The sequence below is a fragment of the Coleofasciculus sp. genome (genome assembly GCF_046565525.1).
GTDB lineage: Bacteria > Cyanobacteriota > Cyanobacteriia > Cyanobacteriales > Coleofasciculaceae > Coleofasciculus.
The window spans coordinates 1-18,293 of record NZ_JBKHUP010000018.1 but is presented as its reverse complement, the minus strand read 5'-3'; the positions used below and the strand labels follow the sequence as shown (position 1 = coordinate 18,293).

The window sequence follows — 18,293 nt, the reverse complement described above, 5'->3', positions numbered from 1 at the left end:
AAGTAGGACGGGGTTTATGAAGGATGACGACTTTCAGCCTTGTCAATCAAGTCCTCTGCCATCTCCACCGCCATCAGGATCAGTTTCTGTTCTAGCTGTCCTTGGTGTCCCTCATCACTGATTGTGGTGTAAATATGAGGATTAGCCAGCATACCTGCGAGTAATTGAGATGCCATTTGTTTGACTTCGTTCGTTTTTGAATCCATGGTTAACACCCATCCAGTATCTCTGGCAAGGATACGATATTTTGAGATGACAAAGCTAGTGTGAGCGTCTCAGTGACGACACTTTTCCAGATGTTTTCGCTTCACTCATGCTTCGCTCTCCTCATTACCTTACACTGAAAACTCACGAGCCATGCCCTCGAAGGTCGTGAAGGGTCAAAACTCAAAACTATGTGACACCAATCCGGGTTAGGATCAATTTTACCTTGAAATTTCGTCTATTGTGAATGATGCTTATGAAGCGCTACTTATCCCGTCTTGTTGCCCTTGTCCTCGTGGTTGCGATCTCGCTAACGGGGTGTTCGTCGAGCAGTACTGGTTTGGTTGGCAATTATAGCCAAGATACTCTAACCGCTTTAGAATCCTTGAGAGCGGCTATTGAAATACCAGACGATGCGCCTAATAAATCAGAGGCTCAGTCAAAAGCGCGTCAAAGCATTAATGAGTATATTTCGCGCTATCGTCGAGATAGCTCTGTGGCTAACCTAAGTTCGTTCTCCACCATGAGAACAGCCCTCAATTCTCTGGCAGGTTACTATAGCTCCTATCCCAATCGTCCCTTACCCCAGAAGCTCAAAGATCGTCTAGATCAAGAATTCCGACAGGTGGAACGAGCGATAAGACGTGGAGCTTAACCTGATTTAAGGGGAGCAGGGGGAGCCAAGTGCAATGATCCGGAAATAGGACACAAGGCTTAGAAGTGACATACTCCCACACTGACTGCTTGCAGTGTGGGCTTCTCATCCAATCCAGCTATTGCTTAGGAGGCGATGAGCTTTATTGACGACACGGGATGCCCCTCCGCACCGGAACAATACAAAAGATGTGTTCACTCCTTATGGCATAATTTGTCGATTCGTTCGATCGTCTGTTAATACTAAAGACACCGACTTGTCGTTCTTTTGTGGTTTTTATAGGAATGTCCAACAGTCTTGTCCCTAGGGGATGGCATTGGCGATATTATTATCGCTCACTGGTTGCAGCTTTGTTGACAAGTAGTGTCATCACTCAGGGCTATGCGGCTAAAACGGCGCAGGCTCAAACGGCTGCTTATTGCCAATTTGCTGATGATGCGATCGCGCAAAAAGAAAGCCTTCGCCTGGGTGCGATCAAAGGGAACCCAGATTTTGATAACCGCTATAAAGCCATCGTCAAACAACATGCTGATGTTTTGCGCCAATGTCGCTCTCGCACCTTCCCCCAAGATCAAGCGATATGGCTACGCCTATATGCCTGTGATGTTCGCACGGGTGCGATTGACGAGATTCTTGACCGTATCGTAAATCGAGGCTACAACAAGGTTTATGTGGAAGTCTTTTCTGATGGTCAAGTCTTGCTCCCCGCCTCAGACAACCCCACCCCCTGGCCCCCAGTCGTGCGAACACCAGGATATGAACGTGTGGATTTATTAGCCCAGACTATTCAAAAAGGGCATGAACGGGGATTGCGGGTTGATGCTTGGATGTTCTCGATGAACTTCGGTTACACTTATGCCCAGCGTATGGATAGGCAAGGTGTCCTCGCTCGCAATGGTCGAGGTCAAACCAGTTTATCCTTTGTTCACGACCAGTCCCAAGTCTTTATCGATCCCTATAATAATCAAGCTAAAACGGATTACTACCAACTGGTTCAGGCAGTGACGAAACGTCGCCCTGATGGTATGTTATTTGACTATATTCGTTATCCTCGTGGTAGCGGCTCAGATTCGGTTGCCACTAAGGTTAAAGACTTATGGATATATAGTGAAGCTTCCCAACAAGCCTTATATAATCGCGCTCTCAACAATCAAGGACGCGAACTGATTCAACGCTACGTGCAGGATGGTTCAATTAGTACGAAAGATGTAGAATCAGTCAAGATACGCTATCCCAACGAACCCACACCGATGTGGCAAGGTCGATCGCCCTCCGAGGCAGATAGTACAGCCGCCCTAAACTGGCAATTGTGGCAGCTTAGCGTTGCTCATGCAGCTCAAGGGGTGTTAGATTTTCTGTCCATGGCGACATTACCCGCTCAGCGTGCTGGAATCAAAGCCGGAGCTGTATTTTTTCCCGACGGTAATCAAGTTGTTGGTCAAGGAGGGTATGATTCCCGACTGCAGCCTTGGGATCATTTTGCCCCAACTTTAGAGTGGCATCCCATGTCTTATGGCGTTTGCGGTCACACAGGTTGCATTGAGAACTTAGTCCGACGAGTTGTGGATCGGGCGCCGATGAATACCAAAATAATACCAGCCCTAGCCGGAACCTGGGGTAAATCTGTCAGCAATCGCCCCTCTCTAGAAAAGCAGATGGAAGCAATCCGTCAGCGAATTCCTGGTATAAGTAGCGTGAGTCATTTTGCCTTTTCCTGGCAAGATCCAGAATTTGACCGCGATCGCAAGTTCTGTCGGCTACAGTAAAGTTTCAAGCCTCAGTCGGTGTAATAGCATGAGTTTAGCTTTGACATTTTAGTGAACCTGACTCAACCCCTTTACCATGACTAACCTAAAAACTCCCGGCTATGTCTTGATTGTCGATGATCAACCCAACAATTTGCGTCTGTTATCGACAACTCTAAGCGAGGCGGGATATAAGGTGAGAAATGCTATTAGCGCAAAAATGGCATTAATGGGTATCGAAAAGGCTCTGCCACAGCTAATTTTGCTGGATATTATGATGCCTCAAATGGATGGGTATCAACTATGTCAGCACTTAAAATCCGATGAACGAACCCAGCACATTCCCGTTATTTTTTTGAGCGCGTTGGATAATGAATGGGATAAGGTAAAAGCCTTTGAGGTGGGAGGATCAGACTATATTACCAAGCCCTTTCATGTGCAAGAAGTGTTATCGCGGGTGAAGAACCAACTGACGATTGTCTGCCAGCAACAGCAAATTGTGGAGCAAAATTGGCAATTGCAGCAACAGAATCAACAACTTCAGCAACTCAACGGGGAGCTAATCCGCTCGAATCAAGACTTGGAAGAATTTGCCCGCATTGCCTCTCATGATTTGCGCTCGCCCCTGCAAACGATGAAGGCGTTTGGTCAGCTCTTTTGCCAAAAATACCAGGGTTTGTTGGATGACAAAGCTGATCATTACATGAATCGGATTTTAGAGGCAGGCGATCGCATGGAAAAGCTGATTCAAGATTTGCTTAACTATTCACGAGTTGAAACTCAGGGGGCAGAGTTTGAACCAACAGACTGCAATCAGGTGATCGAGTCCGTTTTGGCAAATTTAGACAGTGTGATTCAACAACGGGGTGCTGTGATTACCTGCGAACATTTACCTATTGTCATGGCAGATGGCATCCAACTGGTACAACTGTTTCAAAACTTAATCAGTAATGCCCTCAAATTTTGCTCCCCTGAGGTGGCACCAGAGATTAAAATTGCGGCAGAATTGCGCCAAAAAAGTTCTCCATCAAGTTATGAGTCCGCTATTGTGCCGCCGATTCCGCCAGAACCCACTGAGTTTAATGAATGGGTGTTTAGGGTTCAGGATAATGGTATTGGCATAGAATCGGCATATTTTGAACGAATTTTTAAGGTGTTCCAGCGTTTACATACCAATGAAGAATATCCAGGAACAGGGATTGGTTTATCGATTTGTCAGAAAATTGTGGAACATCACGGTGGGCAAACTTGGGTCGAATCATCTCTGGGCGTAGGAACAACGTTTTATTTCACGATTCCGGCATTATTGACTTCAAAGACGGATAAACAGGGAGAGTAGAGGTGCAACAGAGCAGGGAAGCAGGGGGAGATAAGCCGTTAACTTAAAACCATGCCCTTGAGCAAGGGCGAAGGGTCAACACTCAGTCGGGGCGGGTTTATTCACATCTGGATGCAGAATTGATAGTAGTGAAACCCACCCCTACACACTCAACACTCAACACTTCCCCATATCCCCCATCCCCTCCTCACCCAGATTAGGTGCTGGCGCGTTATCGTGTGAGTAGTTCATTGGAGAGATTCACAACCCTGACTTACTTCGTTGAAGTCAGGGATTGCTAGACAAATAGCGATTTAAACTGTCGAATACCGCACCATCGTCTCAGCGTGGCACAGACTTCCGGATACCTCCCTAGTTCGGATTATCTCTAAGGCTTTTTGTCGAGTCGCTGTTGAGTCAGGACATCTTCGTTGAGATGGCGGGAAGGGACTATGTACTTCGTACAGACACGCCATGGCGTGTCTCTACACCAGAGGATTATATCCATGTTACGAGTACCAGTTTTATCAAAATCAGGCAAACCCTTAATGCCAACCAAAGCTAGTAGAGCTAGACGTTGGTTGAAAGAAGGAAAAGCCAAAATCGTACACAACGACATTGAATGCTTTGCGGTGCAATTGAGCGTTGAATCCGGAAAAGATTTGCAGCCTATTGCTGTGGGGTTAGATCCAGGAAAACTCTATTCGGGAATCGGAGTTCAATCAAGTCGTGCTACCTTATGGATGGCGCATTTGATTCTGCCGTTCAAAACAGTCAAAGACCGAATGGAGTTACGGCAAGCTATGCGCCGTTCAAGACGGGGACGGCGAATCAATCGCAAAATTCCTTACAACAAACGTTGTCACCGTCAAAAAAGGTTTGATAACCGCAAACAGGCTAAACTGCCTCCTTCAATTAGAGCCAACAAACAGTTGGAGTTTCGAGTTATCAAGGAGTTGTTTAAGCTATTCCCCATCAGTTCAATTCATTACGAGTTGGTCATGGCTGATGTGGATCGAACCCGTGGTAGGCGAGCAGCTCGTTCTGGTGTTGGTTTTTCTCCGGTAATGGTAGGTCAGCGGAAGGTCTTAAAGTGGCTCTCCGAGTTGGCTCCGGTTAAAACTCACCAAGGATGGCAGCGCGATGGTAATGGAACTAGCCAATTAAGAAAATGGTTAGGGCTGTCTAAAGACAAGAACAAGTCATCCCAAGTCCCCGAAACCCATGCGGTTGATGGGGTGAGCTTGGCATCGTTTGAGTTTGTCCAATGGCAAGAGTGGTATTCCGGTTCCAACAAACATGGAAACTGGGAAGGTGATGTCCGAATCACACCCGCGCCGTTTGCGACAATTCGTAGACCACCTATGGTCCGCAGACAATTACACTTGTGCGCTCCATCAAAGGGTGGTAAGCGACGCAAGTATGGCGGTACAATCACTCGTCACGGAATCAGAAAAGGTGATAAGGTAATTGCTGAAAAAGCTGGAAAAGTTTATACAGGCTGGTGTTCCGGAGATACCCAAACACAGATTTCTGTGTCTAATTGCCATTGGAAACGAATTGGGCAGTTTACTGCTAAAAAAGTCCAGTTGTTGCAGCGAAGCACAGGTTTAATCGTTGTGCCTTCAACTGGATTGTCAAACTTGTCCACGTTGAGTGGAGCGGTTTGACCTCTATCCCCCTCCAGGTTGCTTACGCGCTACGCGCACGCAAGCGAACGCTGAACCTGGAGTCTCACGAGGTTTATGATGAGTGCTATGACTGAATCCGTCCTTCATCAACATACGATTAAGTCCCCCGATCGCTCCCAAGCCAGGGATCGTAACCGCCGCCTTGTTTGGAAAATCGCGATCGCTACATTGCTGTTGATGGCAGTAGGAAGTGCGACGCGGGTGATGAATGCTGGACTCGCTTGTCCCGATTGGCCCCTGTGCTACGGACAGTTAGTGCCAAGTCAGCAAATGAATTTTCAAGTCTTTTTGGAATGGTTCCATCGCCTCGATGCTGCATTAATTGGCGTCAGTACGATCGCCCTAATGGGTTTGTCGTGGTGGGATCGCCGTTTTTTACCCAAGTGGCTGCCTTGGGCAACAACGTTTGCCTTTGGTTTAATTGTGTTTCAAGGCGTCTTGGGTGGCTTAACGGTTACCGAACTGTTACGGTTTGATATTGTGACGGCTCACTTGGGTACAGCCTTGTTGTTTTTCTCAACCTTACTGATTATTGGTACAGCCCTCATGCCTTACAAGGGTACAGGAGCGGCTGGACCCTTACCGTGGCTGGGTTTGACGGCAGCTATTTTGGTTTACTTACAAAGCTTGTTGGGGGGTTTGGTTGCTTCCCGTTGGGCATTACATCAATGCTTTGGCGCTTCTCAACTTTGCACCGTGATGAATAGTCACATTGCGGGTGTAGTCCCAGCTACGTTAGCCACCTTGACTCTTGTCATTGTGGCATGGCGCACACCTGCCCTCCATCCCCTGTTGCGACAGTTAGCCAATCTGGCTGGTGGATTAGTCATTTTACAGATTCTTCTGGGAGTGGCGACGTTCTGGTTACACCTACAGGTTGAACCCCTAACCGTGTCCCATCAAGCCGTAGGTGCGGCATTACTAGGAGATTTGCTTGTCTTTACCGTTTTGGCATTACGCGATCGCACCACTGGGCTAGCCGTGGCAAACTCCAGCCTATAGCATTGGGGAAGTCTTGAGTTTTGAGGTTTTGAGTTAACTCCTTCATCTGGCCCATCTCGTCTCCCCGTCACCAATGCCCCCCGCTCCCTTATGCCCCTACAGCATAAAAGTGACGATTGTGTCAAAGTGTACGTAGTGTTTCAACAAAAAGGAATTGGTGTTCAATGATTGGGACAACTGTATCCCGTCAACATGACAACGTTCGGCAAGTGATTCAGAGCTACTACCAACTCACAAAACCTCGTATCATTCCCCTGCTGTTGATTACGACAGCCGCCGGGATGTGGATGGCATCTGAGGGGCAAGTTGATCCCTTTTTGCTACTCATTACCCTGCTTGGAGGAACCTTAGCCGCTGCTTCGGCTCAAGCCCTCAACTGCATTTATGATCGTGATATCGATTATGAGATGCTACGCACCCGTAACCGTCCGATTCCCTCAGGGCGGATACAGACTCGTGATGCCTTGTTATTTGCGATCGCTTTAGCCTCGGCATCGTTTACCCTATTGGTTGTATTTGCCAATCTTCTAGCTGCATTATTGGCAATGTCGGGCATTGTCTTCTACATGGGGATTTACACCCACTTACTCAAACGCCATACACCCCAGAACATCGTGATTGGCGGTGCAGCAGGTGCGATTCCAGCGCTGGTGGGTTGGGCGGCGGTGACGGGAGAGTTGAGTTTACCCGCCTGGTTACTGTTTGCTGTCGTCTTTTTGTGGACTCCTCCCCATTTCTGGGCGCTGGCTTTGATGATTCGCGAGGATTACGCCAAAGTCGGAATTCCCATGTTACCCGTAGTAGCAGGTGAAGAGTCTACAACCCGTCAAATCTGGGTTTACACGTTGTTAGTTGTCCCCGCGTCGCTGTTATTCATTTATCCGTTGGGGGTATCGGGTGTCGTTTATGGCGCGATCGCGCTGTTGTTGGGGAGTATTTTTCTGCAAAAAGCGTGGCAGTTATTACAAAACCCAACCAGTAACCAACTGGCTCGAGGACTGTTTAAATACTCTATTCTGTACATGATGCTTTTGTGTACTGGCATCGTGGTTGATAGTTTACCGATCACCCAGCAACTCTCGACAGCTTTAGCTGACAATTTACAAACTTTGGTGAGTTCTATCCCGTTTTTGCCGTTTCCGGTTTAATGGGAATAAAAAACTGTGGTAGAGACGTTCCGCCGGAACGTCTCTACTACCTGAACGGGTTGGTGAGATACGAGAAGAAGCCCTAAAAAATCGGACAGTACATTAATCAGGGATGAGGAATAAAATAAGGTATCCCACTAACTTGAAAACCCCATTATTTTATTTTTCTGCCAAACAACGATAAAGTTTATATTTATATTCACCAGCCCATGACCCAGATAACCGATCCCGAAAACAATGCTGCGCGTCTAAATCAACCTTAGTCCGAAAATCCACTAACCATAAATCGAAGGGGCGTGACAGTTCAGTTAACGTTTTTTGCAAGAGTGCGATCGCGTCTGTATAGGTTCTCTTTTGGGGATCGCGATCGGCTAGGAAGAATTGAACAGAACCATTCCTATCCGATAACTGTTTAAATTCCCAAGCTAACCCCATCAGTCGTCCGGTTTGTCCATGATGCTTGTGAGTGGTGGCAATGAATACGGGAGATTGAGAAGCGTCTTGAATTACGGGTGCAAGTAAATCAGGACGGTGATTTTGTAAGTATCCTAAATTCCCAATTGCAGTAAATCCTCCGATTAATCCCATTAGCCAAATCATTGCCACAATTGCTTTGCTATGCTTTATCTCAGAAGCTGGATCGAACGTTTCCTGCTGCCAAACTCCAGCGAGTATCCCGGCGAATACCAAGATTACAGCCGGAAAGTAAAAAAACTGAAACCGTGCCCCTAGGGTTAAGTCCATACCTAAACCGTAGGTGATGCCAAAGACTAAGGCAATCGCACTCACTAAATATACCCTGAAAACCTGCAAGGCTAAACGGGGATCGGGAAAATGCTGTTGAAGTTTCCAGCCATTACTAAGTTTCGGTATCAGGCTAACGGTAAATAAAACCGTCACTATACCAGACAAGACTATAATCCCAATCGGCAAAATAGTTGTGGCGGTAGGAAGCAACAGGATCATACTCAGCCCCCATATTAACAGCCGCCCGATGGGTGCTAACCATTCACCGGTTAGATCCCCGTCAGCTATCCAGGCGGTGGGTTCGCTACCGTAGATACTGTATAAAGCAGGTAGCCAGACTAAACAGCCGATAAGCGTCCCTACCGAAACCCCATAGATACGCCGCCAATGCGATCGCGTCAAACTCTGAGGATCTTTCCTTCCCTGTTGCCAAGCCTGCGTCAACAGCACAACCCCTTGAGCGCATAGGGTTAAGCTGAAAAAATAATGAGTGGCGATTCCCAAACTATTGACACCCACCCAAACTAATCCCATGCCAACAGATAACGGCTGATGACGGTGGATGGCTTGAATCGCCATGACTAAACAGGATAAAGACGCAATCACCCATAAAATCGCCAAGGTGTAGTGACGTGCATCTTGGGCGAGAAAAATCCCATAAGGTGAAACCGCCATCATTGCGGTGGCGATTTGACCGACTAACCGAGAACCAAACGCCAGATACCCCAAACCGAATAGGCTAGGAATAACCGCAATTCCCAACAATGCTGAGAGCGATCGCGCCCCCCATAATGATACCAATCCGTCATCGGTGGGAAAGAACTTTATCCACCAATGGGTTAGGAAAAAATAAATGGGTGGATGGGTACTTTCTTGGATTAAATGGTTGACAACTGAACTAATATCTGCATCAACTATAGGCGACAAAGGAGAGAGCAAGACATCCGCACCAATCCACTGATTCAGTGGCACGGTTTGAAAACTGTTACCTAAACTAAAGACCATCGTGGCACATTCATCTGTCCACGGGGGTAGAGACAAAAGACGACTCAAGCGCAGGATTGTACCCAGAGCTATCCATAACATGAGTAGCCCTAAGTGCAACCAACGTTGTTGTTTAGAGTTCATGGTTGATGCTCTATGGCAAAGAAGCTGGTGCCAAGGTTGAAAACAAAAAGCGATACCTGACAAGAATGTCTCGATATCGCACTTTGGCTTAAGAAATACTTTCAAGCTTTAGGGATAGGGCGATCTATGGGCGATCGCTATTCCTCTGTGGCTAGGCTACTCAGCAGGAGACTCAGTAGGAGACTCAACGGGTTCCTCTATGGCTTCTCCACCCTCTACTGGTTCAGTATCGTCTAAGCCTGCTTCATTTTGGCAAGCACCCAAAGTAGCTCCCAAAGCCAACACCAGCAGCAAACTCAGTAATTTTTTAGTCATACACTCCCCCTTTTGTTAAGGTCTTCGTCAAATTAGACGTTATGTTAGCTTACTATAACTTTATAGTTTTAACACGACTACTTGTTTTTTTCCTTAATCCAGCTAGAATCAACCCACCGGGATTGCGAGGGGCTACGGCTTCAACCTTGACGAAGTGGAGGTAAGCCGCAGGGGGAGAGCGGGAAATACGAGGACTCAATGTCCTTTCGTATTTCCCATTATTTCCCGCTAGGTGAGTGGTATAATCTTAGCCATGAAACAAGTTCTCACGATAGTTGTAAAGCTCCAACCCTCTCCTGAACAAGTGGCTAAATTAGAGGCAACCCTTCAGGCGTTTGCGGATGCTTGCAACTATGTGAACACACATACAAACCCAAAGCTGACCAACAAAATTGCTATCCAATCTCTGACTTATCAAACCATCAAAAGCGAATTTAATTTGGTGGCAAACATGGCAGTCAGAGCTTGTGCAAGAGTAGCGGCTAACCGAAAGGTAGCCTTGCACAAAGGCAAGCCTGTTAAAGGGTTTCACCCAAGCAGCATGGACTGTGATAAGGACTTGTTTCGGTTCACACAGAAAGACTGGACGGTAAGCCTTGCCACCATTCACGGCAGAGAACGGATTGAGTTGAAGGTAGGCAACTACCAAAGAGGAAAACTCAAAGGAAGGAACCCTACCTCAGCTCAACTGTGCAAGCACCGTGACTGTCAGTTCTACCTGCATATTCAGATTAAGGATGGCGCACCCGACCCAAAGGATACCGATAAAGTAATTGGTATCGACCTAGGACGCCGCGACATTGCGGTTACCTCGGAAGGAAAAAAGTGGGACGGTACGGGTATCCAGGAAGTTAGAGACAAGTTTTCCAAGATTAGGGCGTCTCTCCAGAAGAGTGCCCCGAAAGGCACAAGGACGACTCGGCGTAGATGTCGAGAAATCTTGAAACGGCTGTCGGGGAGGGAAAAGCGCTATCAGCAATGGCTCAATCACAACATTTCTAAGTCAGTGGTCAAACGGGCAGTTGAACTGAGTGCATCAATTGCCATAGAAGACCTAACAGGCATCAGGGACAGAACTAACCAGCAGCCGAGAAACAAGACAGAGCGGCGACGCTCAAATTCGTGGGCATTTTATCAACTGCGAATGTTTATTGAGTACAAAGCACCTTCTGCTGGGATTCGAGTTACCCCAATCCCCCCTGCCTATACCTCCCAAATGTGTCACAACTGCCTACACATTCACCCTGTAAAGGGAAAGTCTTATCGCAGTGGCAAGACTTTCAGGTGTGGTCATTGTGGTTGGCATGGGGATGCCGACTTTAATGGAGCCAATAATATTGCACTTGTGGGGCTGTCTATAAACCAGCCTGGAGGCACGGGGTTATCGTGCAAGTTAAACAGAACTCCCAGATACGTTCAGCTTAACTTGTTTGATGACTTCAGGGCTACTGAAAACCCAGACCTCTGCGATAGCAGGTCTGGGTAGTTTATTCTAACCGATAAGGGTGGCACTTCGCTACACTGCGCTTACACGCCGCTTTACTTGCCTTGAGAGTGAAGGAAGATGCCAAGATAGGCTGGAATGACATTCACCCGCTTACCTGACCTAGTTGTCGGAATGTTACTTATGATTCAGATAAATTCTGAAGAATTACGTAGTATGACTAAATTAGCTGCATAATTGTTAATATAGGGTTTTTTTGCGGTTTAGCCTATAAAATCAGGACAAGCCGTCAAGGTGGGTGCGGAGGATTGTTTAAGGAATGCATTGTGTTTTCTAATTTTTATCACGCTTTTCAATCGATCCAAGCTTGGATCAAGTATCCCCCAAGGCAAGCAGCACTAACCCAAAAAATCGTTGATCGTATCCGTAATTCCCTGGAATTGCAAGTTGTTGTGCAAACAGCCGTAGACGAAATTGCGGCGTTGCTTCGACTTGATTGTTGTAGTTTTTTCTGGTATTGGGAAGAACGAGGGCAAGTTGAGATTGTCTGCGAACGCCGTCAGCATGAGCATCAGCCTTCATATTTGGGAGAGTATCCATTGGAATATTTTGGCACTCTAGCACGGGCGATCGCAGAAGGGAAACGGATCGTTAATCACGGAACAGCGCACTTGACACCCACAGGACTACGATGGAGAATTCAACGGCTTTTACAGAAATCCCCTGCCAATCCCCCATCACTCGTCCCCTATCTCCCCCTCTGGGGCTATAAGGCAAACTTATTTATTCCCGTCACAGGTAAAGAAAACGGAATTGGATTTATTGCTTGTCTTTGTGAACAACCCCGGTTTTGGGCAACTCCAGAAATTCAATTTTTAGAGTCGATAGCAGAATCCTTAGAAATTGGAATCCGTCAAGCCCAACTCTATGAACAAACCCAGAACCAAGCCATTCGGGAGCAGCTCGTTAATCATATTACTAGCCAAACTCGCCAGAGTTTTGACCCCCAGACCATATTAACGGAAGCAATTACCCAGATGTGCTCAGCGTTGGCAGTGGATCGATGCTTGGTGCATTTAGTGGAGGATTACCAGACTTCAGATGTACCATCTGTCAACCGAGAAACCCCAATCACCAAGAATAACAGCGATTCATTACACCAGAACCATCTCTATGAGGTGTATCGCCAACCCTTTGCCCCTTGCAAGGATACATTCAATCCCCATGGCCCGATTACACAGTGGATTATTCAGCACCGACAGGCTGTAGTGATTCCTGATGTAACCCAAGATGAGCGGATTGATGTAAACAACCAAGAGTACCAACATGCCCAAATCAAATCCTCATTAGTGGTTCCGGTGCAAGCCCATGGAAAACTCTATGCCATTTTGTATCTCAATCAATGTGCTTACATTCGCTATTGGTCAAAACACGATCAAGAACTAGCACAAGCTGTTGCCGATCAGCTAGCAATTTCTCTACAACAGGCATATTTATATACCCGCACCCAGCAACAAGCGGCACATAATGCCATGCAAGCCCAAAAACTGGCAGAAATGATTGAAGAACTGCGACTCACCCAAGTCCAACTGATTCAGAGTGAAAAAATGTCCAGTTTAGGCAGAATGGTCGCTGGGGTGGCTCATGAAATTAATAATCCCATCAGTTTCATCTATGGCAATATTCCTTACCTAGAAAATTATGTCAATGACTTGCTGCGCTTAGTGCAAGCCTACCAAACTGAATATCCCAATCCCTCACCGACACTCGAAAACATCTTAGAGGAGGTAGAAATTGATTTTTTAAGCAAGGACTTACCAAAAATTTTGCAATCCATGGAATCGGGAACCCAGCGAATCCAGGAAATCGTACAGTTATTACAGAGATTTTCGCGGCACAACGAAGCCTCGTTGAAACTGATCGATATCAACGCCGCTTTGGAAAACACATTATTAATCCTGCACAACCAATTTGTCAACAGGATCAAGATAGAGCGGCATTACGATAACCTCCCCCATGTTGAATGTTACCCTAAGCCCATCAATCAGGTATTTCTTAATCTTCTGACAAATGCCATTGAAGCGCTCGATCGTTCGCCTAATTCTGATAAAATAATTACCCTGCGAACGCAATGGCTACCCAGCATCCCTTCCGCAGAGGAGGATCGGGTACAAATTAGTATAGCTGACAATGGTTCAGGGATTAATCCAGACATTCTATCGAGTATCTTTGAGCCATTTTTCACAACCAAAGCCGTTGGAGAAGGTCGAGGTTTGGGTTTAACCGTGAGCTATCAAACCATTGTCAACCAACACCAGGGTCAATTAGACGTGCGATCGCAACCCGGTCAAGGGACTGAGTTTATTTTGCAAATCCCAGTGCGTCATCCTCATGCTATCCAATCGAGTCCCTCGTCCTCTCAATCCCCCGATCCGGCTTCTGATTTTTCACGGGAAGTCGCCCAAGCGAGTTTACAGGAAAGATAGGGGAGATTTGGAAGATAGGGGAGATGGGGGAGATGGGAAAACATAAAAGAAATTTCCCACTCAATAGTCAATAGCCAAGACTCTTGCACTCAAAAATCGGTTGGAACTCTCACGAGTCGCATCCTTTGTGAGGTAAAAAATGATAATAGTAAAGCCTGCTCCTACACAAAACTCAAAATGCAAATATCTGCCATAAGCTTATGAATGCTGTCTCTCGCCAAGTTCCAGTTCAACGTCGTCCCTCTCGCCAAGTTCCAGTTCACTCGAGGGTGCGCTCATCTCGATCAAGCCACTTGTCCCCCCTGAAGCCTAGAACCAGCCAGCAAAAAGTAGAACGGCTTAATACCTCACGAGAGCGGACTCCAGGCTGGCTGCGATCGCTGATGATCCTGCAACGCGGTTCAGATGTGATCACCCTGATCCTAGGCATTGCCACACTAACCATTTATTCCTGGACTGTATATACCCAGCAGCAGTGGACGCAAGAATACCGGAAATTGGGAACACTACAACGCAATGAACGTGACCTGACAACGACGAATGAAATCATCAAAGATCAACTCGCTCAACAAGCGGAACGCCCAGCTACAGGTTTGGTGACACCCACTACCGCCAATACCATTTTGCTCCCTCCGGCACCTCAGCGCCAATTCCGGGAATCTCCGAATCAGAAGCCTGAGCCAGAAACTTTGGCAAAGACTCCTTTGGGATACTAAGGTTGCAGGGGGATAGGGCGACAGGGGGGATAATATATTTATTGTGCCTAGCTAATCTCTAAACTTTAGTTGGGCAAGATGAGTAATCGAATGCAGAACTCAAAAATTAAAACCATGCCCTTAAGCAAAGCGAAGGGTCCAAACCATGCCCTTGAGCCTAGGGAAGGGTCAAAACTTTTTCAACGTCCTGGGTTTAGATTGCTGTTAATTTGGGCAATCATGATGGCAGGGAGTTTTGGGCTTTTATTTAATCTATATCGGCTGCAAGTCGTTATCTCTCCCAGCTTGGAAGAAAAAGCACGGCAACAGCAGATGATTTATATGCGTCCGTTTATTCCCCGTCGTCCAATTGTTGACCGTAATGGGAATGTTTTGGCGGTGGATCGGCGAGTCTATACCCTTTATGTTCATCCCAAACTGTTTAAACTGCCTAAACAAAATATAGCCACTCAGATAGCGCCAATCCTGGATAAGTCGTCTGCGGATTTGGAAATGCTATTTAACAAAAAAAATACGGGAATTCGAGTTGGCGGTTCATTAACTGAAGATGTGGCTAACAAAATCGCTCAATTAAGTTTGGATGGGATTGAACTGATTCCTAAATATTCTCGCCTTTATCCTCAGCAAGAGTTAGCAGCCGATGTGGTCGGGTATGTCAACGTTGATCATCAAGGTCAGGCAGGAATTGAGTATTCTCAGGAAAAATTGTTAGAACGAGAAGTTCGCACGCTGCGAATGAGTCGGTCGGGTAATGGAACATTGATGCCTGATCATATTCCAGAAGGATTTCTCCACTCTGATGATCTGCGGTTGCAACTGACCCTAGATAGTCGCTTACAACGTGCGGCACGTTCTGCGCTCAAGCAAAAAATTAAGGAATTTAATGCCAAACGAGGTACTGTAATTGTTATGGATGCCCGGGATGGTTCCTTGTTAGCGTTGGTGTCAGAACCAACCTATAACCCGAACCAATTCTATACCTCTGACATTAGTTTGTTTAAAAATTGGGCATTGGCAGATTTGTATGAACCGGGTTCCACGTTTAAGCCTTTGAATGTAGCGATCGCGCTGGAATCTGGCGCAGTTCGTCCGGATCAGGTATTCAACGATACAGGTTCGATTCAGATCGGTCGGTGGCCCATTTCTAACTATGATAAACAAGCTCGTGGCATGATCGATCCCGCCCAAATCCTGCAACATTCCAGTAACGTGGGAATGGTGCGGATGATGCAACAAATGAAGCCGGAGGTTTATTATGGTTGGTTAGAACGATTGGGATTGGGACAGAAACTGGAAACAGATTTGCCATTTGAAACCGCCGGACAGCTCAAAAACCAGCAAAAGTTTACCAGTTCCCCGATCGAACCAGCAACAACAGCGTTTGGTCAAGGCTTTTCCCTAACGCCGCTTCAGCTTGTTCAACTCCATGCTACGTTAGCTAATGGGGGTAAGTTGGTTGTGCCTCATGTTGTACAGGGACTTTTTGATAGTCAAGGTCAGCTTTATTGGCAACCACGTCTGAGTGCGCCCCGCCCCATCTTCTCGCCCGCCACTTGCCAGAACGTTCTGGAAATGATGGAAACAGTAGTTAGCGAAGGAACGGGAAAAACGGCTGACATTCCAGGGTATCGAGTGGCGGGAAAGACGGGAACAGCTCAGAAAGCCAGTCCCACGGGGGGGTATTTTACTAATGCCAAAATTACCAGCTTTGTGGGAATTTTAAGTGTGGATTCTCCTCGTTATGTGGTGATGGCGGTGGTGGATGAACCGAAGGGAAATGCCTTTGGCTCTACGGTAGCTGCACCGATTGTTAAGTCAGTCATGGAAGTATTAATTGGGATCGAGCAGATTCCGCCAAGTCAGCCAACAATAGCGACAGAATGACTGTCATTTTGCCACGGCGATTAAAATCGCTGCTACACAAACAAAGTCCGCCTGCGCGGACTGGCTAATCACCTTGATGGGTCAGGGTTTCTTCACTTGTGCAGCAAACCCTAGTAGACATGGAACGATCGCAGATAAAGGCGATGGTTTCATGATTCACCTGCCATTTGGTGTAGAATTGTTGCGGCGTCATTCCCAGTTGACAGTAGCCGTAGAGATCAATTAAGGCTTGTTCACGTTCAGTGATTGGACGGGGACTTCTCATCGGATTTCCTCCAAGGATAGCGGCTTTCTCTGTCGAGTTCCGATTGGGTCAGGTTCATCCAAGTAGCGTCAAAGTCAGCGTCAGAGTAGGTAGAAAGGTGGGTGAACAGAGGCGCGATCTCGAAATCTTCTAACGCTTGTTGATAGCCTTGCTGGTAGGTGAGTTCACCAGGGGGACAGTTTGGTTTTAACATAGAAAAAGTCTCCGTTTACGGGGTAGTCACAAGTCGGCAGGAAGCGTCGCAAACTTGGTGCTGGCTTGTGATTTGGGATTTGTTAGCGGTTGGATAAATAGACATATCGCTGCTGGTGGATTATTTCGAGTCGGGATAATGCCTCTGGTGTATAGCGTTGGGCTTCAATACAGATTGATTGCCATAGGCGATCGAGGGCATTTAGATTGGGACAGTAGCGTATAAGCGTGCGACAAGCGGCAATCCACTGTTCAATCTGGCGATAACTGACGAAGTAACCACCGATTCCTTTGATATGTACCCAGAGGACGTTATGCCATTTTTCCCAGTTGAGAATGCGCTCTTGGGGGATTCTCAGGAGTTTGGCGATTTGCCCAAGGGTGATAACGAAGGTTTTGGGGTTGATGTGATGGCGTATGCGTTGCATGATTTCACTGTTGGGGTAGATGTTGCCGTCTCTTGAAAACGGAGAGGACTTTGGGTGAGCCGCAGTAAGGATTTACCCTTAAATACAATGTAGATTGTATTTTGTTATAGTAAAACTTACATTGTAAAATGTCAATACATCCGTTGAAAAATATTCTGAACCTCTAGCTTTCCTCTCAGTACTCGAATCCAGCTTGTTGAGCGATTAAAGTTAGATATTTCGATGTAGCGAGAGTCGGCTCATAAGCGCTATTTTCCCACTGGCTAACCGTTTGCTGATACACTCCAAGCTTTTGAGCAAACTCTGCCTGTGTCAAACCCATGTGGCGGCGCAGTGCTTTGATGAGTTGAGCGTTCCACAGCACAGTGTCACCCACGCGCTGAACTTTAGGTTTAGCGGTAGGTTGACGAAATGTTACCCGTTGCTGCTCCAAATCAACATCCTCAACTCGATATCCGGCTTCCATCCAGGCATTTGCTTGCAGTGCGCCTTTGCTGCGATTGCTCCACCATGCCCGTTTTTTCCGTGCTGAGTCGGGTAAGGTGTCATTCATGAGTTCCTCAATTTCTGCAAAGGTGAGAATGACTTCATCTTGATTACTCTCTTGCAGAAATGCCCAGAGTGGCTGGTACTTGCTATCTGGCTTCATGCTGCAAAACCTCTACACCAATCAACGTCTGTGGGTTGAGATGCTGGCGGGATTTCTTTTTTGGTGAAGTGGGAAAGGGGCATGAAGCTGTTCTAGGGGACAGGTAATCATCTCTAGGATGCCAGAAGATTGGGGCGTGCGATCGCTTCTTCCTGCCATGATGCACTAGAAGCCATAGAAGAAAATATAAATTGAGTGTATGTAAGGATTCAGGTTCACCCTTGTGAGTGAAAAGGTTGCCTTGATTATTAGGGGTGGAGCCAGAGTCTTACCCAA

General features: G+C 46.8%; 17 protein-coding genes. 10 read left to right on the top strand and 7 right to left on the bottom strand.

Annotated features, from left to right (window positions below; translation table 11 throughout):
• Positions 1-14 precede the first annotated feature (14 nt).
• Positions 15-206: a hypothetical protein gene (locus tag ACLGGO_RS08835; RefSeq protein WP_446419020.1), complete on the bottom strand. Its 192-nt coding sequence runs from the start codon at positions 204-206 to the stop codon at positions 15-17.
• 254 nt (positions 207-460) lie between these two features.
• On the opposite strand from ACLGGO_RS08835, the gene psb27 reads away from it, so the two are divergent.
• The 6 genes from psb27 (at position 461) to ACLGGO_RS08805 (ending at position 7,763) form a co-directional block, all read left to right on the top strand.
• Positions 461-859 (top strand): photosystem II protein Psb27, encoded by a 399-nt coding sequence (psb27, locus tag ACLGGO_RS08830; RefSeq protein WP_446419019.1) that lies wholly within the window; start codon positions 461-463, stop codon positions 857-859.
• 284 nt (positions 860-1,143) lie between these two features.
• On the top strand, positions 1,144-2,625 hold the full coding sequence (locus ACLGGO_RS08825) for a family 10 glycosylhydrolase (protein ID WP_446336696.1): 1,482 nt from the start codon (positions 1,144-1,146) through the stop codon (positions 2,623-2,625).
• Between the two features lie 76 nt (positions 2,626-2,701).
• Positions 2,702-3,943: a response regulator gene (locus tag ACLGGO_RS08820; protein WP_446419018.1), complete on the top strand. Its 1,242-nt coding sequence runs from the start codon at positions 2,702-2,704 to the stop codon at positions 3,941-3,943.
• A 485-nt stretch (positions 3,944-4,428) separates the two neighbouring features.
• Positions 4,429-5,592: an RRXRR domain-containing protein gene (locus ACLGGO_RS08815; RefSeq protein ID WP_446419017.1), complete on the top strand. Its 1,164-nt coding sequence runs from the start codon at positions 4,429-4,431 to the stop codon at positions 5,590-5,592.
• Between the two features lie 87 nt (positions 5,593-5,679).
• Positions 5,680-6,615: a COX15/CtaA family protein gene (locus ACLGGO_RS08810; RefSeq protein ID WP_446338166.1), complete on the top strand. Its 936-nt coding sequence runs from the start codon at positions 5,680-5,682 to the stop codon at positions 6,613-6,615.
• 164 nt (positions 6,616-6,779) lie between these two features.
• The gene (locus ACLGGO_RS08805; protein WP_446338165.1) at positions 6,780-7,763 is read left to right on the top strand and encodes a heme o synthase; all 984 of its coding nucleotides are present in this window, start codon (positions 6,780-6,782) and stop codon (positions 7,761-7,763) included.
• Between the two features lie 159 nt (positions 7,764-7,922).
• Here the strand turns inward: ACLGGO_RS08805 and ACLGGO_RS08800 are convergent, their stop codons facing one another.
• Complete coding sequence (locus ACLGGO_RS08800; RefSeq protein WP_446419016.1) at positions 7,923-9,638, bottom strand: glycosyltransferase family 39 protein; 1,716 nt, start codon at positions 9,636-9,638, stop codon at positions 7,923-7,925.
• A gap of 156 nt (positions 9,639-9,794) precedes the next feature.
• On the bottom strand, positions 9,795-9,953 hold the full coding sequence (locus ACLGGO_RS08795) for a hypothetical protein (RefSeq protein ID WP_446419015.1): 159 nt from the start codon (positions 9,951-9,953) through the stop codon (positions 9,795-9,797).
• A 253-nt stretch (positions 9,954-10,206) separates the two neighbouring features.
• Here ACLGGO_RS08795 and ACLGGO_RS08790 point away from each other — a divergent pair, with 253 nt between their 5' ends.
• From ACLGGO_RS08790 to ACLGGO_RS08775, 4 genes are all read left to right on the top strand, one after another.
• A complete protein-coding gene (locus ACLGGO_RS08790) occupies positions 10,207-11,439 on the top strand; it encodes an RNA-guided endonuclease InsQ/TnpB family protein (RefSeq protein WP_446338162.1) in 1,233 nt (410 codons plus the stop codon).
• Positions 11,440-11,723: 284 nt separating this feature from the next.
• Positions 11,724-13,883 carry a GAF domain-containing sensor histidine kinase gene (locus ACLGGO_RS08785; RefSeq protein WP_446419014.1) on the top strand — a complete coding sequence of 720 codons (2,160 nt, stop codon included), beginning with the start codon at positions 11,724-11,726 and terminating at the stop codon, positions 13,881-13,883.
• A 200-nt stretch (positions 13,884-14,083) separates the two neighbouring features.
• Positions 14,084-14,599 (top strand): hypothetical protein, encoded by a 516-nt coding sequence (locus tag ACLGGO_RS08780; protein ID WP_446419013.1) that lies wholly within the window; start codon positions 14,084-14,086, stop codon positions 14,597-14,599.
• A gap of 114 nt (positions 14,600-14,713) precedes the next feature.
• On the top strand, positions 14,714-16,483 hold the full coding sequence (locus ACLGGO_RS08775; protein ID WP_446419012.1) for a peptidoglycan D,D-transpeptidase FtsI family protein: 1,770 nt from the start codon (positions 14,714-14,716) through the stop codon (positions 16,481-16,483).
• A gap of 64 nt (positions 16,484-16,547) precedes the next feature.
• Here the strand turns inward: ACLGGO_RS08775 and ACLGGO_RS08770 are convergent, their stop codons facing one another.
• The 4 genes from ACLGGO_RS08770 to ACLGGO_RS08755 form a co-directional block, all read right to left on the bottom strand.
• Entirely contained in the window at positions 16,548-16,748 is a 201-nt protein-coding gene (locus ACLGGO_RS08770; RefSeq protein ID WP_446419011.1) for a hypothetical protein, read from the bottom strand.
• Entirely contained in the window at positions 16,723-16,941 is a 219-nt protein-coding gene (locus ACLGGO_RS08765) for a hypothetical protein (protein ID WP_446419010.1), read from the bottom strand. Before ACLGGO_RS08765 ends, ACLGGO_RS08770 begins: the two co-directional genes overlap by 26 nt.
• Positions 16,942-17,023: 82 nt before the next feature.
• Positions 17,024-17,368, bottom strand: a complete 345-nt coding sequence (locus ACLGGO_RS08760; RefSeq protein ID WP_446338157.1) for a hypothetical protein — start codon at positions 17,366-17,368, stop codon at positions 17,024-17,026.
• A gap of 175 nt (positions 17,369-17,543) precedes the next feature.
• Positions 17,544-18,017: a helix-turn-helix domain-containing protein gene (locus ACLGGO_RS08755; RefSeq protein ID WP_446419009.1), complete on the bottom strand. Its 474-nt coding sequence runs from the start codon at positions 18,015-18,017 to the stop codon at positions 17,544-17,546.
• Positions 18,018-18,293: the final 276 nt, after the last annotated feature.